The organism is Shinella sumterensis, assembly GCF_004514425.2.
Classification (GTDB): Bacteria; Pseudomonadota; Alphaproteobacteria; order Rhizobiales; family Rhizobiaceae; genus Shinella; species Shinella sumterensis.
The window spans coordinates 41178-57700 of the sequence record NZ_MYFN02000015.1 but is presented as its reverse complement, the minus strand read 5'-3'; the positions used below and the strand labels follow the sequence as shown (position 1 = coordinate 57700).

Sequence of the window (16523 nt, the reverse complement as noted above, 5' to 3'; positions counted from 1 at the left end):
TTTGCTGCTGTCCGGTTCATAACGCCAGCCTGTTCGTAGGCCGACCCGGAAGAAACCGGGTTTCCATCGGTCCGGTGAGAAGAGATGGTTGAAGGCGCATGCTAAAGTCGCTCATGCATTCTCACCGGACGCCGGGTGACGCTCGCTGGTGGAGAGGCACGGCTCGGAGATGAAGAGGTGTTCTGCCAGAAAGTCGACGAGGACGCGCACCTTCGGCGAAAGATGCCGGCTTGATGGCCAGATGAGGTTGAACTGGCCAGGTGCGTCCAGGTGATCCAGGAGCAGCGGGACGAGATGGCCCGCAAGCACCGGCGCCTCCGCGAGGAAATCCGGCATGCAACCGATGCCGAGGTCACGCAGCACGGCCCCCCGCAGTGCCTCCATATTGTTGCAGGTGAGCACATAGTTGAGGCGGGGATCCGGTTCGCCCTTGGATCTGCGTAGCGGCCAGCTTTGTATCTTGCCGCTGTTGGGGAAGCGAAATCCGATGCTGCAGTGATCGGAAAGATCGCGCGGGCAGCGCGGGGTACCATGACGTGCGAGGTAGGCTGGCGTGGCGGCCAAAAGCAGGCGGAAGGGCCGTAGCGCGCGCACCATCAGCCGGCTGTCCGGCAACTCCCCACTGCGAATAGCCACATCCACGCCCTCTTCGATCAGGTCGACGATGCGGTCGTTGAAATCGAGATCAAGCGTGATCTCCGGATAGCGGGCCATGAAGGGCTGGATCTGTCACTGTTTCGCTATCGCCGTTTCGTCGGTGTGCAGCTGCTCGCCGCCGCTCCCGCCTATGGCTTCGTCGTCCTGCTCATTCTGCTGCCCCTGCGGTTCGTCGGTATCGAAGGCATGGGGACGGTCGCCGGGGGCGGGCTGATGATCGCGCTGTCGGCGCCGCTCCTTGTCCTGCCGATCGTCGCCGGCTGGCTGACGCGCTTTGTGCGCCCGGCCACGCTCTGCGCCGCGGGTTTGATCGTCACGGCCTGTGGCCTTGCCTGGCTCTCCACCTTGCCGGTTGGCACGTCGGCTGCCGTACTGGCGCGGCCGATGCTGTTGATTGGCACGGGTATCAGCCTGCCCTGGGGCCTGATGGATGGCCTTGCCATCGGTGTCGTGCCGAAGGAACGCGCAGGCATGGCCATGGGCATCTTCTCCACAGTGCGCGTGGCGGGAGAAGGCGCGGCGCTCGCCGTGGTCGGCGCGGTTCTCTCGATGCTGATCGCCGGACATATCCATGCAGTCGGCCTGTCCGGTGCTGCACAGGCTGCCGGTCAGAGCCTCGCTGTCGGCGACCTTGGTAGCGCGTTTGCCGCCATGCGCGGTGCCGAAGCCGTACAGATCCTTGCGTCTTACAGCGAGGCATTCTCCCGGCTCCTGATCCTGCTGGCGGCGATCACCAGCCTCACGGCCCTCATCGTCTTCCTGGCGCTGGGACATCAAACGGAGGAAGAGGCCGTTGCGTCCGAAGCGTGCCGGTGAGCGCCGATCTCCCAAGAGACCCAAGAAATACAACACGGCGGCTTCAGACGTTGCGCGAACCGCCCGACGGATTTTCCAGGAGCCAGTCCAGCGCATCTCGGCCCTTGGGTGTCACGATCATGGCTCGGGATTCGGCCCCGCGCTCGATCCAGCCCTGGCTCTGACAGTGCTCACACAGCGCCGCACCCAGCAGGCCGCCGAGATGCGAGTGTTGATGTTCGCTCCAGTCCGGACAGGCGAACGCGAACCGCCGCCGCGTGCCGTCGTTGATCGCCTTGCCGAGATCGAAACCAAGACGACCGAAGACATCCGAAGCGGCCGGTCCAAGCTCGATAATGTCCCAGGGATTGTCCGCCTTGGTGATTGCGGATTTATCGACAAGACCTGCCATCATCCTGACACCGATCCGACCCGCAAGGTGGTCGTAACAGGTGCGCGCCTCCTGAAGCGCATCCGGAGTGGCGCGAACCAGTGACATGGTGTCCGAGCCCGTGGCCGCCCAGGAGAGTGCCGCGATAACCTCCGCCACGTCGGGCGATGCAACCCGGTAGAACGTCTGTCGCCCCTGCTTGTCCGCAACAACCGCGCTTCCTTCACGAAGAAGCTTCAGATGGTTGGAGACATTCGGTTGCGAAGCTCCCGTTGCCTCCACCAGCTTCGCCACCGAGCAGGGCCCCCATGTCAGGAATTGCAGGATGGACAGCCGCAGCGGATCGGCAAGCAATCTTGCAATATCAGATGCGGCTTGGATTCCATTCATCATTGACTCGTGATGCATTATAGACCATCAGTCCATATATCATAAATCGATGATGGTTGCACGCTTCCGACGCGGGACGGCCACCAGCCCTGACTTGGAGCGTACAATGGTGAACGTGCAGGCGCTAAACCTCACCCTGTCCATGGTCATCTTCGGAACGATTGGCCTCTTTGCCGTCGAGGGTGGCCTTCCGGCCGTCGCCACCGTCTTTTGGCGCTGCGTTTTTGCCAGCCTGTTCCTGGTGGCATGGTGTGTCGGCAGGGGCTATCTGCGTGTGCGGGATTTGTCGCTGCGGCTGGTGGTAATGGCCGCCGTTGGCGGCATTTGCAATCTCGGCAGTTCCGTGGCTCTGACTGCCGCATACACGTCCACGACGATTGCGACCGCTACGATCATCTATCATGTGCAGCCGTTTTTCGTCGTGCTGATCGGCGCTCTCTTTTTAAAGGAGACAGTCCGCCGCCACGAGCTTCTATGGATATTGACAGCTTTCATTGGTACCGGCCTGGCCACAGGTCTTGTCGGTCAACAAGGCCCTGTCAGTCCGGCATGGGCTATGGGTGTTGCCTTGTCGCTGCTGGCAGCGCTGCTCTACGCGTTCGGTACGATCCTCGGGAAAAGGCTCGGCGACCAACGGCCGGAGGTAACGACGCTGATTCAGGCTGTCGTTGCCGGGGTGCTGCTTTTGCCCATGCCGGAGGTCACGCAGCCGGTGCCCATGGCCTCATGGAAGTGGCTCTTCTGTCTCGGTGTGATTCATACCGGCATTGCCTACACGCTGATGTTCCGGGCACTGCCTGAACTTTCGACCGCGACGATCGGCGTGCTGGCCTTTATCTTCCCTCTGGTCGCCATTCTCGTGGACTGGCTGTTCTACCACCAGCCGATCGGCCCGATCCAGGCGGCCGGCATGAGCCTGATTATGCTCGGGACCCTCGGCGTGCAGCTCGGATGGCGGTTGCGAACGCGGAAAGAAACCACCGGGACCTGGTGATCATAACTTTCACATCTCTCGTTCCGCCCGGGAATCGGGTGAGCCTGGCCGGTCCAGGCGTTGACCTCACGGTCATACTGCCCGGCTGTGGGGAATATCCCACGCGCCGTCTCGGGAAACGTTCGGAAGCCGGCTGCGGGTGGCGAGACTGGCGGATATAAGACGTGGCCGGCGGATGTCGTATCCAAGACGGTCATGCGGTTGCGGAATGGCACCGGGTTAGCGGGGCCGCAGCGTAAACAACCGGCCGGCCCCCGAGATCGGCCGGTCGTCGCCGGCCAGTCGGAGCATGTGCCAGGCGAGCGCGTGATTGCTGGATGTTACCGGCTTGCCAAGCTTCGCCTCCACCTGCTCAACGATGCGCGCGACGCGCAAGCTGGTGCAGGACACGAAGACAGCATCGCATTCATCCGAGCTTCCGAGTTCGATGATGGCGCGCTCGACCGAACCAGGCGTGATCCGTGCCACACGATTGTCGTCGGGCTCGTGGAAGGATCCCATGACTGGAATATTCATTCCCCTTGCCATCAGCGACGCGCGCAGCGAATGGTTGATTTCAGGCATATATGGCGTCAGCAATGCAACGTTGCGAGCACCAAGCGCTTCCATGGCGGCACGGGCGGCCGTGACAGGGTTGGTGACTTTGACACCCGGCAGCACTTCGTGGACACGCTCCGCAATCCGCTCCTCGCCGATGACAAGCGAACCGGAGGTACAGGCAAAGCCTATCACATCGAATTTCACGTCCGGCAAAAGGCCGACCGTTCCGGGAATTTCATCTGACATCTTTATCAGGTTCGCCGGTGTGATCTCCACATCGCTGTAGAGCCGCGCCTGGTAGAGAGCGATCTCGGATCGCGGCAGGGCGAAGCGGAACTCGTCCTCGATGGTCTGATCGGTCCTGAGAACCAGCAGCCCGAGATTGGCGAGCGTGCCGATGCCGTCGTCGATCTCGAAGGGTAGCCCTTCCCTATTAACGGCAAGCGGCTTCGCGGCTTGAGGCGGATGGATGGTCATTCGCTATAATCTCCCGTCATATGTAAACGAAATTCAATGCTTGTCGCCGCCGAGATAGAGCGAGCGCATGGCCGGATCGGCCAGCAGATCGGATGCCGCCCCTTCAATCGCCACGCTGCCAAACGACAGGACGTAAGCGCTATCGGACACATGCAGCGCCTCGAACGCATTCTGCTCGACCATCAGGATGGATGGCCCCTCCCGGCGCCTGACATCGGCGATCGCCTCAAAGACGTCGTGCATCATGCGCGGCGACAGGCCGGCCGATGGTTCGTCGAGAAGAAGGATGGACGGCTCCGAGATCAGCGCGCGTGCAAGCGAAAGAAGCTGTCGCTCGCCGCCGGACAGGGCGGATGCCCGCCTGTTCTTCTTGGAAGCGAGGCTTGGATATTGGCCGAGGAGCGTATCGAACCGGCGTTCGCGATCTCGTCTCTCCATCAGACGGCCGCCAAGCATGATGTTTTCTGCCACCGTCATGGACGCGAAGACGTTGTCGGTCTGCGGCACGAAACCGACCCGGTGGTTGCGGACTTTCAGATAGGTCGGCACATCGGTCACGGCCTCGCCTGACATGCGGATATGGCCGGCCCGCGGGCGAACGAAACCGGCTATGCATTTCAGCAGCGTGGATTTTCCGCAGCCGTTCGGCCCGAGAATCGTGACGATCCGTCCCGGTTCGGCCGTCAGCGAAATGCCGTTGAGAATGTCCGGTCCATCGCCGTAACCGGCCCTAACTTCGGTGACTTCGATCATGCCATCGCCCTCTTTTGCCTTGCATTGCCCAGATAGGCCTCGACGACCTGCTCGTTGGATGTGAGTTCCGAAGGCTTGCAATCGGCAATCACCGCACCGCGATCCATCACGACGCAGCGCGAGCAGAGTTCACGGATAAAATGCATGTCATGTTCGACGATCAGCAGTGTAATACCCGAGGCATTAATGCGCCGCAGAAGCCCGACCATGTGATGGCGCAGATTGGGATGGACCCCCGCTGTCGGTTCATCAAGGCATATCATCCTGGGCGACGCCCGCAAAGCAAGCGCGATGGACAACAGCTTCTTCTGGCCGCCGGACAGGGAAGCCGCCGGAAGATACCGGACATGTGATAACGCAAGCTCGTCCAGCAACCCATCGATTTCGGCCATTTCACTTGCATCTCGCCGGAACAGGCTTCCAAACCCGGCACCGCGCGCCGCAGCACCGTGAAGCAGCTCGGCAACCGTCATCCGGCGGGGCATGGAAGGCAGCTGAAAGGTACGAACGAGCCCCCTGCGCGCGATGTGGTCCATGCTCTGACCGGTCATGTTTTCGCCCTGGAATGCCAGGGTTCCGGCATCTGCTGGAAACACGCCCGATATGAGATTGAGCAATGTGGACTTGCCGCAGCCATTCGGACCAAGCAGGCCGACGATCTCGCCCTTCCTTATGCTGAAGCAGACATTTGCCAGAACCTGGTTCGCACCGAAAGACTTGGCCACACCTTCAATTGCAAGCACGGAATCAGACATAACGGCGCCCTCCTACACGTTCGGGAACGATGCCCGACTGGCGGAAGAGGATGAAGGCAATCAGCCCGCCGCCGGTCAGAAGCAAACGGCCGGCGGCAACATATTCGCTTGGCAGGCCGATCCAGTCCTTGACGAAGGGAATGAAGGCGAAGGTGAACTGCAGGAGGAAGGCGCCGACGATGGCGCCCGCATTGTTGCCGAGACCACCGACCACGATCATCGCCCAGATCAGAAACGTCTCCGAGCTGTCGATCTGCTCAGGTCCGACGAAACTGACATAGTGGGCAAACAGGAAACCGGACACCGCCGCAAGCACGCTGGATACCGCCATCAGCTGACGCTTCAGAGCAATCGTATCGTAGCCGAGCGAAGCGGCAAGCTGCGGCTCCTCGCGCATGATCTTGATCGAGAGACCGTAACGGCCGCCGATCAGATGACGGCAGAACAATCCGGCGGCGAGCACGAGCAGGAGAACCGTTGCAAGAATGACGAGCTGGCGAGTTTGACCATCCAGCCCGGCATAGAGTGGCGGTATACCGCCGATCCCCTGAGCGCCGCCCGTCAACCAATCCTCGTTCGTCGCGATGATGCGGATGACCTCGGCGAGCGCCAAGGTGACGATACCCCAATAATCGGCCTGCAGGTTGCGGCCGACGCTGGCGAAAGCCCAGCCCAGCAACGCAGCCGCGAGGACGGCGAGGACAAACCCGGAAACGGCGCCGAAATCGAAATGGAAGGCGATCGCGGCGCCATAAGTGCCGCAGGCAAAAAGCGCGATCTGGCCGAAATTCATCAGGCCACCGAGACCGGCCTGCAGATTGAGGCTCAACGCGAGAAGCGCATAAAGGCCGGACATAATGGTCACGTGGATGATGAAATCAGACACGCTTGACCTCGCTGACGAAAAGACCGCGTGGACGCCACAGGAGTGCTGCGACGAGAAGAAGGAAGGAGATCGCACTCGCATAGGCGACCGGCAGGAAGACGACCACCTGCCCCATCAGCGGCCCGAAATTGATGGTCGTTACGACCGTCTCGACAAGCGAGATCAATAGAGCGCCCGCAACAGCGCCGAACGGGTTGCCGAGCCCGCCCAGGATTGCGGAGGCGAAGACCGGCAGCAGAAGGTCCATTCCGATCTGGATGTCGACTTCGCCCTTCAGCGCGATGGCAACGCCGCCAAGCGCTGCCATGACCCCGCTGATCAGCACGATGATCGTCTTCATCCGGGCGGTGTTGATACCGGTGGCGTCGGCAAGAACCTCATTGGTCGATGTCGCCCGCATGCAGCGGCCGAGATCGGTGCGGAAATAGAGGAGCGCGAAAACACCGAGCGCGACCGCAACGATGGCGAAGCTGACAAGCTGCGGCTCGGTTATGCGTGCATCGAGGATGCGGATCGGTTTGGACACGGGCAGGCGGAAGCGGCTTGGGTTCGGGCCGACCGTGACGAGGAAGGCGGCGGAGAAGACCAGGCTGACGGCCAACGAGCCGATCATGGCTGTCGAAGAACCTATCTTCAGCATGCGATTGAACAGGAATTCATTGAGGATAACCGCAACGAGACCCGTCAGGACAACGGCAAATACGATGGCGACCGCCACCGGTGCCCCGATCTTCTGCAACACGATCGCCAGAATACCGCCGGTGGCGGCATATTGAACAAGCGCGATGTTGGGAAACTTCATCAGCGAATAGACGGCACTCATGCCGATCGCCACCAGCATGAGATCACAGGCGCGCATCAGCACGTCGACAAGAAATTGAAACATGATTTTCGTCCTGTCCAACCGGCAAAGATCGAAAGCGCCGGCATCCCGAAGGTCTTTCCTCAGCATGCCGGCGCTGACGGTGATTACTGTGTGGCGACGGCCTTGCCGCTTTCGATCTTCAGGCGAAGGTAGGGCTGGGTGCTGCGCTGCCCGTCGGCATCCAATAGGATCGGGCCGGTGGCACCTTCGTAGCTCTTGCCGATTTCGGCGATCGCGTCTTCGATCTTCTGCGGATCAAGCGACTTGGCCTTGTTGATGGCGGCGGCCACGAGCATGACGCCGTCATAGGCGAAACCGTTGAAGGTCGAGGTGAACCCGCCCTTGTACTTGGCTTCATAGGCTTTCTGGTAATCACCGCCATTGCCGCCGATATAGTTGAGGTCCATGCCGATCTGGCCCTCGACATATTGCGGATCGCTGTCGGCGGTACACATGGTCAGATAGAGCCCATACCACTTCTTGTCGTTGAGCCCGAGCTCGAAGCTTTCGCGGTTGATCGTCGCCGATTCCTTGCCATAGGCGGTGTAGACATAGAGATCCGGCTCACCGGCGGCGAGCTGCTGCAGTTCCCGGCGATAGGTCGTTTGCCCCTCGGTATAAAGCACGGTTGAGGTGATGGCACCGCCGAGCGACTTGAACTTGGCGGCAAAGGCATTGGCGATGCCCTGGCCATAGGCATTGTTCGGGGCGATGACCGCGACGTTCTTGGCACCACCGGAGAAGACATCCTGAGCGGCAAAGGCCCCGGAAACGTCATCAAGCCCGATGACGCTGAAAGCGCCCTTGCCCAGGCTGCGGATCTGGGTGCTGGAGCTGCCGATATTGATATGCACCCGATCCTGCTGCAGCAGGTATTGCGCGATCGGAATAGTGATACCAGACGAGAATTCCCCCAGGACGACGGGGATCTTGTCGACGGTCACGAGCTTCTTCGCCGCATCGAGTGCCGTCGCCGTCCGCCCGCCGGAATCTTCGGTGATGATCTTCAACGGATGGCCAAGCACGCCGCCGTCGGCATTGATCTTCTCCAGCGCCAGCTCCATGCCCCGCCGCTGGTCGTCGCCCTGCGTCGCGCTGGAACCGGAAAGCGGCAGGACGGCACCGATCACCGCCTCCTGGGCATAGGCCGCGACCGATAAGCCCAGAACGAATACACCACTCAACAAAATGCTTTTCATGCGACACCCCTTTTGTTGGAATTTATTGTCGACAATAGAAACGACAATAAAGAACCGCGTCAAGTGCGGTGCAGTATTTTTTTTGCAGTGCATCAATCGCCCATTTCCGTTGCCGGCGGAGAGGCGGTTAGAATGTGCGTGAATACCTTACGAAAGTGGGTTGACACAAAACCCTGTGCCGTCATTTATTGTCGACAATGTTTTCGACAGGAAGCGCGCGCTATGCATGCCTTGATTCTTGGTGGCGGTGTCGTCGGCATTACGACGGCCTATCAACTTCTCCAGGATGGCCACGACGTCACCGTGCTGGAGCAGGAGAGCCAGGTAGCGGAGAGCGCCAGCTGGGGTAATGCGGGCATGATTGCGCCTGGACATTCCTTCGTCTGGTCGTCTCCTGCTGCACCGAAGATCCTGCTGAAATCGCTGTTCCTGAAGAACCAGTCGCTGCGCTTTCGCCTATCCGCCGACCCGCATCTCTACAGCTGGTCGCTGCGGTTCCTGCGAGAATGCACGGCGCAAAAGGCCCGCTTGAACACGCTTCGCAAGCACCGTCTTGCGACCCATTCGCAGTCGGTTCTTCAGGAGGTCGTTTCCCGCGAGAAGATCGATTATGATCGTACGACATCGGGGATCATCTACTTCCACCGGAACAAGGCGGCGCTTGATACAGGCGTGCGCAACATGAAGCTTCTGGAAAGCGATGGCCAGCAAATCCGCGTGATAGATGCCGACGAGGTCGTCCGCCGCGAGCCAACCCTGCTTGCCTCGCGCAACCTCATCGCCGGCGGAATACTCTGCCCGACGGACGAGACCGGCAGCTCATCGAAATTCACCAAGGCGCTCGCCGATATCGTCCGCAGCCGCGGCGGCCGCATACTCACCGATACACGGATCCTGAAGCTGGAACGGAGCGGCGACAGGATCACACGGGTCGTGACCAGCAGGGGCGATTTCTCCGCGGATTGTTACGTATTGAGCCTGGGCAGCGAAAGCCCCCTGTTTGCCCGCAAGATCGGCCTTTCGCTTCCCATCTATCCGATAAAGGGCTACTCGCTCACCATTCCGATCACCGATCCGGACCTCGCCCCGAAAGTGCCCGTCCTCGACGAGCACTTTCTCGTGGCCATCACTCCGATGGGAGATGCGATCCGCGTCACAGCGACGGCGGAATTTGCCGGCTACGATCGGTCGCACAAGCCGTCCGACTTCGCATTTATGATGGACGTGGCCCGCTCGCTATTTCCCAAGGGCATCGCGTATGACCGAGCCCATATGTGGGCAGGCCTCAGGCCTATGACGCCCGACAATCTCCCCGTTCTCGGGCGCAGCAAGATCGATAATCTTTGGCTGAATACCGGACATGGCCATATTGGCTGGACGATGTCGCATGGCTCGGCGCGGATCATTGCTGATTTGATGGCCGGCCGGGATTCACCCGTCGATCTCGACACTGTTCCCTTGGTAGCCGCCTGACGCGCGATAGTTTGAAACCGCACCTAATCCAACACCCAGAAAAGGAGAACACATGAACCAGATCACCCGATTTGGCACCGGCCCGAGAATGTCGCAGGCGGTCATCTACGGTAATCTCGTTTTTCTCGCAGGCCAGGTCGCGCTTCGCGCGCCTGGCGCCTCCGTTGCCGACCAGACGGCCGACATCCTTGCAAAAACGGATGAACTTCTCGCGGAAGCGGGTTCCGACAAGAGCAAGCTTATTTCCGCATCGATCTGGCTCACCGACATTGCGACCTTCGACGAGATGAACGGCGTCTGGGACGCCTGGGTCGTTCCCGGCCAGACACCGGCGCGAGCCTGCGTCGAATCCAGGCTGGCCGCTCCGCAATTCACCGTCGAGATCGCCGTCATCGCCGGTATCTGACAGCTGCCGGCGCGGCTTCAGAGCATGACCGCGCCGGTTCCGATTGACAGGTTGCATGGCATGAGCGCATTGGTCCGGTTGCCCTATCGCCGAAACCCCAAGGATCAAGACGTGTTGGCACAGAAACCTGCGAAGACCGGACCTCGTGTGTATGAGGAAATCCGCCGTATGGCGATGGAATACCGGTTCAAGCCGAACGAGCGGATCAACGAGCTTGAGCTGGCGGCCAGAATGCAGGTGAGCCGCAGTCCTATCCGCGAGGCCTTGCAGCGGCTGGTCACCGAAGGGTTGATCACCTTTCAGCTCAATCGCGGCTTTTTCTGCCGCGGCTTCGATGTCGAGGAAATCCTCAACCTCACGGATGTTCGAATTCTTCTCGAGGAGCGGGCCGTATTGCTTGCGGCCGAACACGCAACCGATCTCGAGCTGAGGACCTTGGCCGACTGGTGGCAGAAGACATCGGCCATGGCGGATGCGCTTTCCAGCGCGGACCTGACCGCAAAAGATGAGGAGTTCCACATGCGGATTGCAAACCTCTCGCGCAATCCCGAACTCGCCAAGATGATCGAAGGCATCAATACGCGCATTCACTTCGTGCGGCACATCGAGGTCGAGAAACATCGCCGCCTCTCCACGACCTATACGGAGCATAACAACATCGCCGAGGCGATGCTGAAGCGGGACGGCAGGACGGCAGCGACCCTCATGGGGGACCATATCCGGATCAGCGCCACGGACGCCGTGGACACGGTGAAGGAAGGCCTGGCCCGCATCTTCATGCGGGACGATTGATCGTGGCCGCGATCGATCAGCAGCAACCTCGCGGCGCGTCATGGAGTGGGATCGGCAATCTGCTGATCGTCTACCTCGTCTGGGGCAGCACCTACTTTGCCGTCAAGGTTGCGGTGACCGGACCCGCGGCCATCGCCCCGCTCCAACTTCAAACATGGCGCATATGGGCCGCATCCGCGCTGCTGATTGCGCTGGCGATGTTCCGCACGAAGCGTCTCCCGGCCTTGTCCGTCCGGGAACTCGTCATCTGCGCGGTATCCGGCATCCTCATGTGGGTTGGCGGAAATGGGCTCGCCACACTCGCCTCGCGGCACGCCGCGTCCGGCTTCGTTGTCATGGCTATGGGTGTGATCCCGATATGGACCACGCTGATCTCCAGCATCATCGAGCGCACGCGCCCGTCGCACGGTACCGTTGCCGGCCTTGCCCTTGGCCTGCTGGGTCTCGTACTTGTCGTTGGACCACCTGTCGTCCTGGCCAACGACGCATCCGTCGAAACCGGGTATTCCCTCTGGCTGGCGTTCGTGCTTTGCGCCGCAGGCATGACGTGGTCGCTCGGCAGCCTGATCCAGAAACCATTGTTCAAGACGATTTCGCCGGTCTGGGCCGCGGGGCTGCAGACACTCGCGGCGGCGATCGTTCTGACCGGCATCTGCTCGGCGAGCGGTATCACGCTTGCGCCGCCGGTCGATCTATCCTTCTCCCAGATCGCCGCTTTTCTTTATCTGGTCATATGCGGCTCCGTGATCAGCCTGCTTGCCTATATCGCTGTGATAAGACTCTATCCGCCGGCCATCGCCTCGACCTTTGCCTACGTCAATCCCCTCGTCGGCGTCCTGCTTGGATGGATTGTGCTCGGCGAAGAGCCGGCGCTGATTTCCTTGGTCGGGATTTCGGTGATCCTGGCCGGTGTCGCCGTGATCATGTTGACCCCTCGGCGCAATTGACCCGAGGCTTTGAGACGGTTCTATGCCCTCGTAGAAGTGATGAGCGGGCGAGCCTGCGAGCGCAGTTAAAAATAAGCGCTGGGCGAGCATCCGAGTGATCGGCGGAACATGGCGGAAAAGGCGCTTGGGCTGTTGTACCCGCACTCAAAAGCAACGTCGAGGATGCTTCTTCCTTCCGCCAGCATGGTCAACGCATTGAGCATTCGGGCTTGTTGGCGCCAGTGCCCGAAACTCATGCCGGTTTCACGCTTGAACTGCCGCATAAAAGTCGCTCTGCTCATGTGAAGCAGAGATGCCGCAGCTTCTATGGGAAGGTCTTGCGTCAAATCGTTGCGGAACTGCTCGCATATTTGCGCCAGCTCGGGATGCTTCGGAATCGGCAACTTGAGTGGCTGCACTGATTGGAAGGAAAGTTCCATCAGAAGCAACCTGACGATGGCGTCTATCCTGTCACGACTTGCCGGGTTCTCGGCGAGGTTGGCGAGTTTCAGGATCAATTCCCGCACGAGAGGCGTGATCTCGACGACAACGCATTCGCCGGGGAGACCGTGCATCTCGCTGGTGTCGATCAGAAGTGACCGGAATTGCACGCCTGCATGGCTGGATGTTTGGTGCTCCAATCCGGGCGGAAGCCAGACAGCCCGGCTTGGCGGGACGACCCAGGTACCCTCATCCGTTGTGATCGATACGACCCCGCTGACCGCGTAGAGAAGCTGCGCCTGTTCGTGCGTGTGCTTCGGCCCCGAAAAGCGATGTCCGTCATGCGTAATGACGGCGATCTCGTTCGTGATGTTTACGCCGCTTTGCAAAAATGATCCTTTCACGACGATAAGTGATCATCCTGCGTTAGAATATCATTTTGGGAACGAGTAGGGTAGCCATCTAACAACAGAAAGTTCTTCGCCAGGTGTTCACCCGCAACCGTCTCATTGACAGCATCCAAGCGCTGCACTCCACGGCGTTCGGCGTGGTCGTTGCACGCGCGGCCCGCCCGCTCCTTTTGTTGGTGATTTCCGTTGCGCTGCGACTTACCGGCGGTCGCCGGGCCTGACGGCTTCCCGGCGATCGTAGTCGGCCGTGTCGAATCCTTTACAAATCGCACCGCACCGGATCATGCCATGTTGACCAATCCTGAAACCAAATATCGTCCTTTTGTATCTCCTATCGACCTGCGGGATCGAACGTGGCCATCCAACCGGCTCACGAAACCGCCGCGATGGCTGTCTACCGATCTGCGCGATGGCAATCAGGCGCTCGCCGATCCAATGGATGTCGAGCGCAAGCTGCGCTTTTACGACATGCTGCTGTCTGCTGGCTTCAAGGAAATCGAGATCGCTTTTCCATCGGCGTCCCAGACCGAGTTCGACTTCGTTCGCGCTCTGATCGAAGAGGCGCGGATCCCCGATGATGTGACGATCCAGGTCCTGACTCAGTCGCGGAAAGACCTGATCGCGCGAACTTTTGCATCGCTGGATGGGGCGAAACAGGCGATCGTCCACCTGTATAACGCAACCGCTCCGCTGTTTCGACGCGTCGTCTTCGGTATGGAGCGGCATGAGATCATAGACCTGGCCGTTACCGGCGTCACTGCGATGCTGGAGGAAAGCCTTAAACGGCAAGAGACGACATGGACCTTCGAATACTCGCCGGAAACTTTTTGCTTTACGGAGCCGGATTTCGCTCTCGAAATTTGTGAACGTGTGCTTGATGTTTGGCAGCCAACGCCGGAGCGACCGGTGATCCTCAACCTGCCGGCAACTGTCGAGGTGGCAACGCCCAACGTTTATGCCGATCAGATTGAATGGTTCTGCCGCAACATCTCGCGCCGCGAGGCCGTGGTGATTAGTGTGCATCCTCACAATGACCGCGGTACGGCCGTGGCTGCGGCCGAGCAGGCAATGCTGGCTGGGGCCGATCGCGTCGAGGGCTGCCTGTTCGGCAACGGCGAGCGGACCGGCAATGTCGACCTGGTGACGCTGGCACTGAATTTCTATACGCAGGGGATTGATCCGAAGCTCTATTTCCCCGCGATCCGCGACGTTGTGAAGACCGTCGAGCATTGCAACGGGTTGCCGGTACATCCGCGCCACCCCTATGCCGGCGAGCTGGTGCACACGGCCTTTTCGGGCTCGCATCAGGATGCGATCCGCAAGGGTTTCGACGCTCATGGCCAACGCAATGATGGAGTTTGGGAGATGCCTTATCTGCCGGTCGATCCGGCGGATATAGGAGAGACATACGAAGCTGTCATTCGTGTCAACAGCCAATCCGGCAAGGGGGGGATCGCCTGGGTGGTGGAGCAGGACAAGGGCCTGAAACTGCCCCGGTCACTACAGATCGATCTCAGCCGGCGTGTCCAGGAGTTCGCGGACAATACCGGCAAGGAAATCACCGCGGCAATGATCTGGTCGATCTTTGAAGACGCTTACAATCTGACCGGGCCACAGCCGTTCGAGCTCGTGGGATATCAGGATGGAAACCCGCGCAGAGCCGGAAAGCAGCGCGTCTTTGTTGGGCGAATCCGGCACAAGGGCCGCGAGATTGCGATCACGGGTCGCGGGAATGGCCTGATCTCCAGTGCGGTCTCCGCGCTGGAGGAGGGTTGCGGCGTCACGCTGGAAATCCTCGACTACCACGAACATGCCCTGAAACGCGGCACAGATTCCCAGGCAGTCGCCTATCTGGAATGCCGCGCGCGCGACGGCCGCAAGGTCTTCGGAATCGGCATCGACGACGACATTGCCACAGCTTCGGTCAAGGCCGTCCTCAACGCAGCGAGCAACAGCTGATCAGATCAAAAAGTGGGCGATCCCGCGTCGCTGCTCAGGATCGAGAAAGAAGTGAATTTCCCGGATTCAGCGCCACGCCGGCATTTTCTGACGTCGATTATTCGCCCGATGTTCCATACGGGCGTGAGCGCTGGATCGCCTTCACATAGGCGGCTGATCGATCGTCAATTCACGGGCCGGACTGTTAGCGCGATCGCACTCGAGTCGGCTTCGGTGACATCTCCTATTTCATCCACGCGTTCAGCCGGCGATATGGGCTGACGTTATCTGATGCTCGCGCGAACGCAGCCTCGGAAGACTGGGTCGTGTCGACCACGTTACATCAGGCGCTTGTGGTCTCCGATGACGGAGATATGCTTTGGGAATGATGACTTCTCCTTGGCCCGTCTACCTTTTCAGAAGCGCGGGTTTCGGCCCGTCCGGTAATACAGTGGTCAGCGTTGCGCCGCTGGATTGCGTTGTTGCGGTTTACGGTAACGGAGGTGTCATTGGCGAGGGTGGCCTGTCTTCCACCTTTGGCGGGGCGGCAGTCTTCAAGAACGATGCGTCCGGGGATTACTTCGTCGGCGTATGGGGAGCACGCAACGCCTCGCGTTTCCGCAAGGAGCTTCGGACTCATATGCGGATTGCGGTTCACAAGGAAGCGCCAGACGCGCGGCTTTCTTTCTGGGGAGCGGAAAAAGAGCGCCCTAAGCCTGTGCGCAAATGAAGGGCAACCAGATTTTTGGCTGCGCCAACGCCAGCAAGCCGGCAAACGACATCCTCGCCAGCAGCCTGCGAATGACCCCGAACGGTCGTGCTTAGCGCTCGCTGCCGTAGAGCGTTGTCGCCGGTCCGCGTAAGCCCGCTATTCGGCGGATTGCTCTTGCGCAGTCACGACTATCCAATTGAGGTCGAGATGCGATATGTGGGGAGCATGAGTGACCCGACAGAAGACCAACTCGCCGCGCTCGGCACCGCGTTCGAGACCTTTGCACGCCGATACAAGCTTGCCGACGCGTTGCGGTCCGAGCGGCCACTTGCCGAGCTCGACAAGGCGGTGCTCCTCTACGTTGCAGAGCATGCTGGTTGTGGCCCGACCGATGTTGCGAGATTTCTTGCCGTACCCACCACGACGCTTTCGTCGGCCACGGACCGCCTCGTAAAGCGCGGTTTCCTGAAGCGCGAGCGTATTGAAGCCGATCGCCGGGCGGTGGCCCTTACCCTGAGCGAATCCGGCGCGATATATGCGCAGGCCCAGGTCGAGGCCTATCGACAGATGCATATGCTGATGCTTTCTCGCCTTTCGCCCGATGAACGAGATCAATTCATCGCGATGATCACAAAAATCGTCTACAACGACAGTTGAGTAGTCCGAACTTCGTCATATCTTGTTAAATGTGCCGCACGATTGGCATGGCACAGCAGATGGAGC

The 16523-nt window shown here is 60.1% G+C and carries 18 protein-coding genes; 9 read left to right on the top strand and 9 right to left on the bottom strand.

Annotated features, from left to right (window positions below; all coding sequences use genetic code 11):
• Nucleotides 1-111: 111 nt before the first annotated feature.
• Nucleotides 112-714, bottom strand: a complete 603-nt coding sequence (locus tag B5M41_RS22235; RefSeq protein ID WP_134650240.1) for a LysR substrate-binding domain-containing protein — start codon at nucleotides 712-714, stop codon at nucleotides 112-114.
• Between B5M41_RS22235 and B5M41_RS22230 the strand changes: the two genes are divergently transcribed.
• Nucleotides 637-1473, top strand: coding sequence for an MFS transporter (locus tag B5M41_RS22230; protein WP_134650239.1), 837 nt, complete (start codon nucleotides 637-639; stop codon nucleotides 1471-1473). The two genes, B5M41_RS22235 and B5M41_RS22230, sit on opposite strands and share 78 nt — an antisense overlap.
• Nucleotides 1474-1516: 43 nt before the next feature.
• Here the strand turns inward: B5M41_RS22230 and B5M41_RS22225 are convergent, their stop codons facing one another.
• On the bottom strand, nucleotides 1517-2233 hold the full coding sequence (locus B5M41_RS22225; protein WP_167719207.1) for an ArsR/SmtB family transcription factor: 717 nt from the start codon (nucleotides 2231-2233) through the stop codon (nucleotides 1517-1519).
• Between the two features lie 106 nt (nucleotides 2234-2339).
• On the opposite strand from B5M41_RS22225, the gene B5M41_RS22220 reads away from it, so the two are divergent.
• Nucleotides 2340-3227, top strand: a complete 888-nt coding sequence (locus tag B5M41_RS22220; RefSeq protein ID WP_134650237.1) for a DMT family transporter — start codon at nucleotides 2340-2342, stop codon at nucleotides 3225-3227.
• Nucleotides 3228-3446: 219 nt separating this feature from the next.
• Here B5M41_RS22220 and B5M41_RS22215 read toward each other — a convergent pair whose 3' ends face one another.
• From B5M41_RS22215 to B5M41_RS22190, 6 genes are all read right to left on the bottom strand, one after another.
• Nucleotides 3447-4244: a maleate cis-trans isomerase family protein gene (locus B5M41_RS22215; RefSeq protein WP_134650236.1), complete on the bottom strand. Its 798-nt coding sequence runs from the start codon at nucleotides 4242-4244 to the stop codon at nucleotides 3447-3449.
• A 33-nt stretch (nucleotides 4245-4277) separates the two neighbouring features.
• Nucleotides 4278-4997: an ABC transporter ATP-binding protein gene (locus B5M41_RS22210; RefSeq protein ID WP_134650235.1), complete on the bottom strand. Its 720-nt coding sequence runs from the start codon at nucleotides 4995-4997 to the stop codon at nucleotides 4278-4280.
• Entirely contained in the window at nucleotides 4994-5752 is a 759-nt protein-coding gene (locus tag B5M41_RS22205; RefSeq protein ID WP_134650234.1) for an ABC transporter ATP-binding protein, read from the bottom strand. The genes B5M41_RS22210 and B5M41_RS22205 overlap by 4 nt, the downstream gene beginning before the upstream one ends.
• On the bottom strand, nucleotides 5745-6638 hold the full coding sequence (locus tag B5M41_RS22200) for a branched-chain amino acid ABC transporter permease (RefSeq protein WP_134650233.1): 894 nt from the start codon (nucleotides 6636-6638) through the stop codon (nucleotides 5745-5747). The genes B5M41_RS22205 and B5M41_RS22200 overlap by 8 nt, the downstream gene beginning before the upstream one ends.
• A complete protein-coding gene (locus B5M41_RS22195; RefSeq protein WP_134650232.1) occupies nucleotides 6631-7524 on the bottom strand; it encodes a branched-chain amino acid ABC transporter permease in 894 nt (297 codons plus the stop codon). The genes B5M41_RS22200 and B5M41_RS22195 overlap by 8 nt, the downstream gene beginning before the upstream one ends.
• An 83-nt stretch (nucleotides 7525-7607) precedes the next feature.
• Entirely contained in the window at nucleotides 7608-8702 is a 1095-nt protein-coding gene (locus tag B5M41_RS22190) for an ABC transporter substrate-binding protein (RefSeq protein ID WP_134650231.1), read from the bottom strand.
• Between the two features lie 132 nt (nucleotides 8703-8834).
• On the opposite strand from B5M41_RS22190, the gene B5M41_RS22185 reads away from it, so the two are divergent.
• The 4 genes from B5M41_RS22185 to B5M41_RS22170 are packed head-to-tail and all read left to right on the top strand — an operon-like array spanning nucleotide 8835 to nucleotide 12320.
• Nucleotides 8835-10175 carry a D-amino acid dehydrogenase gene (locus tag B5M41_RS22185; protein ID WP_230640291.1) on the top strand — a complete coding sequence of 447 codons (1341 nt, stop codon included), beginning with the start codon at nucleotides 8835-8837 and terminating at the stop codon, nucleotides 10173-10175.
• 52 nt (nucleotides 10176-10227) lie between these two features.
• Nucleotides 10228-10581, top strand: coding sequence for a RidA family protein (locus B5M41_RS22180; RefSeq protein ID WP_134650230.1), 354 nt, complete (start codon nucleotides 10228-10230; stop codon nucleotides 10579-10581).
• A 24-nt stretch (nucleotides 10582-10605) separates the two neighbouring features.
• Complete coding sequence (locus B5M41_RS22175) at nucleotides 10606-11373, top strand: GntR family transcriptional regulator (RefSeq protein WP_230640289.1); 768 nt, start codon at nucleotides 10606-10608, stop codon at nucleotides 11371-11373.
• A gap of 2 nt (nucleotides 11374-11375) precedes the next feature.
• Complete coding sequence (locus B5M41_RS22170) at nucleotides 11376-12320, top strand: DMT family transporter (protein ID WP_209020877.1); 945 nt, start codon at nucleotides 11376-11378, stop codon at nucleotides 12318-12320.
• A gap of 65 nt (nucleotides 12321-12385) precedes the next feature.
• Here B5M41_RS22170 and B5M41_RS22165 read toward each other — a convergent pair whose 3' ends face one another.
• Entirely contained in the window at nucleotides 12386-13144 is a 759-nt protein-coding gene (locus B5M41_RS22165) for an AraC family transcriptional regulator (RefSeq protein WP_230640287.1), read from the bottom strand.
• 294 nt (nucleotides 13145-13438) lie between these two features.
• Between B5M41_RS22165 and leuA the strand changes: the two genes are divergently transcribed.
• The 3 genes from leuA to B5M41_RS22150 all read left to right on the top strand — a co-directional run bounded on the left by leuA (nucleotide 13439) and on the right by B5M41_RS22150 (nucleotide 16457).
• Nucleotides 13439-15109, top strand: a complete 1671-nt coding sequence (leuA, locus tag B5M41_RS22160; RefSeq protein WP_134650228.1) for a 2-isopropylmalate synthase — start codon at nucleotides 13439-13441, stop codon at nucleotides 15107-15109.
• Between the two features lie 364 nt (nucleotides 15110-15473).
• Nucleotides 15474-15818, top strand: a complete 345-nt coding sequence (locus tag B5M41_RS22155; RefSeq protein ID WP_134711009.1) for a hypothetical protein — start codon at nucleotides 15474-15476, stop codon at nucleotides 15816-15818.
• Between the two features lie 207 nt (nucleotides 15819-16025).
• Nucleotides 16026-16457, top strand: coding sequence for a MarR family winged helix-turn-helix transcriptional regulator (locus B5M41_RS22150; protein ID WP_134650226.1), 432 nt, complete (start codon nucleotides 16026-16028; stop codon nucleotides 16455-16457).
• The last annotated feature ends 66 nt before the right edge of the window (nucleotides 16458-16523 follow it).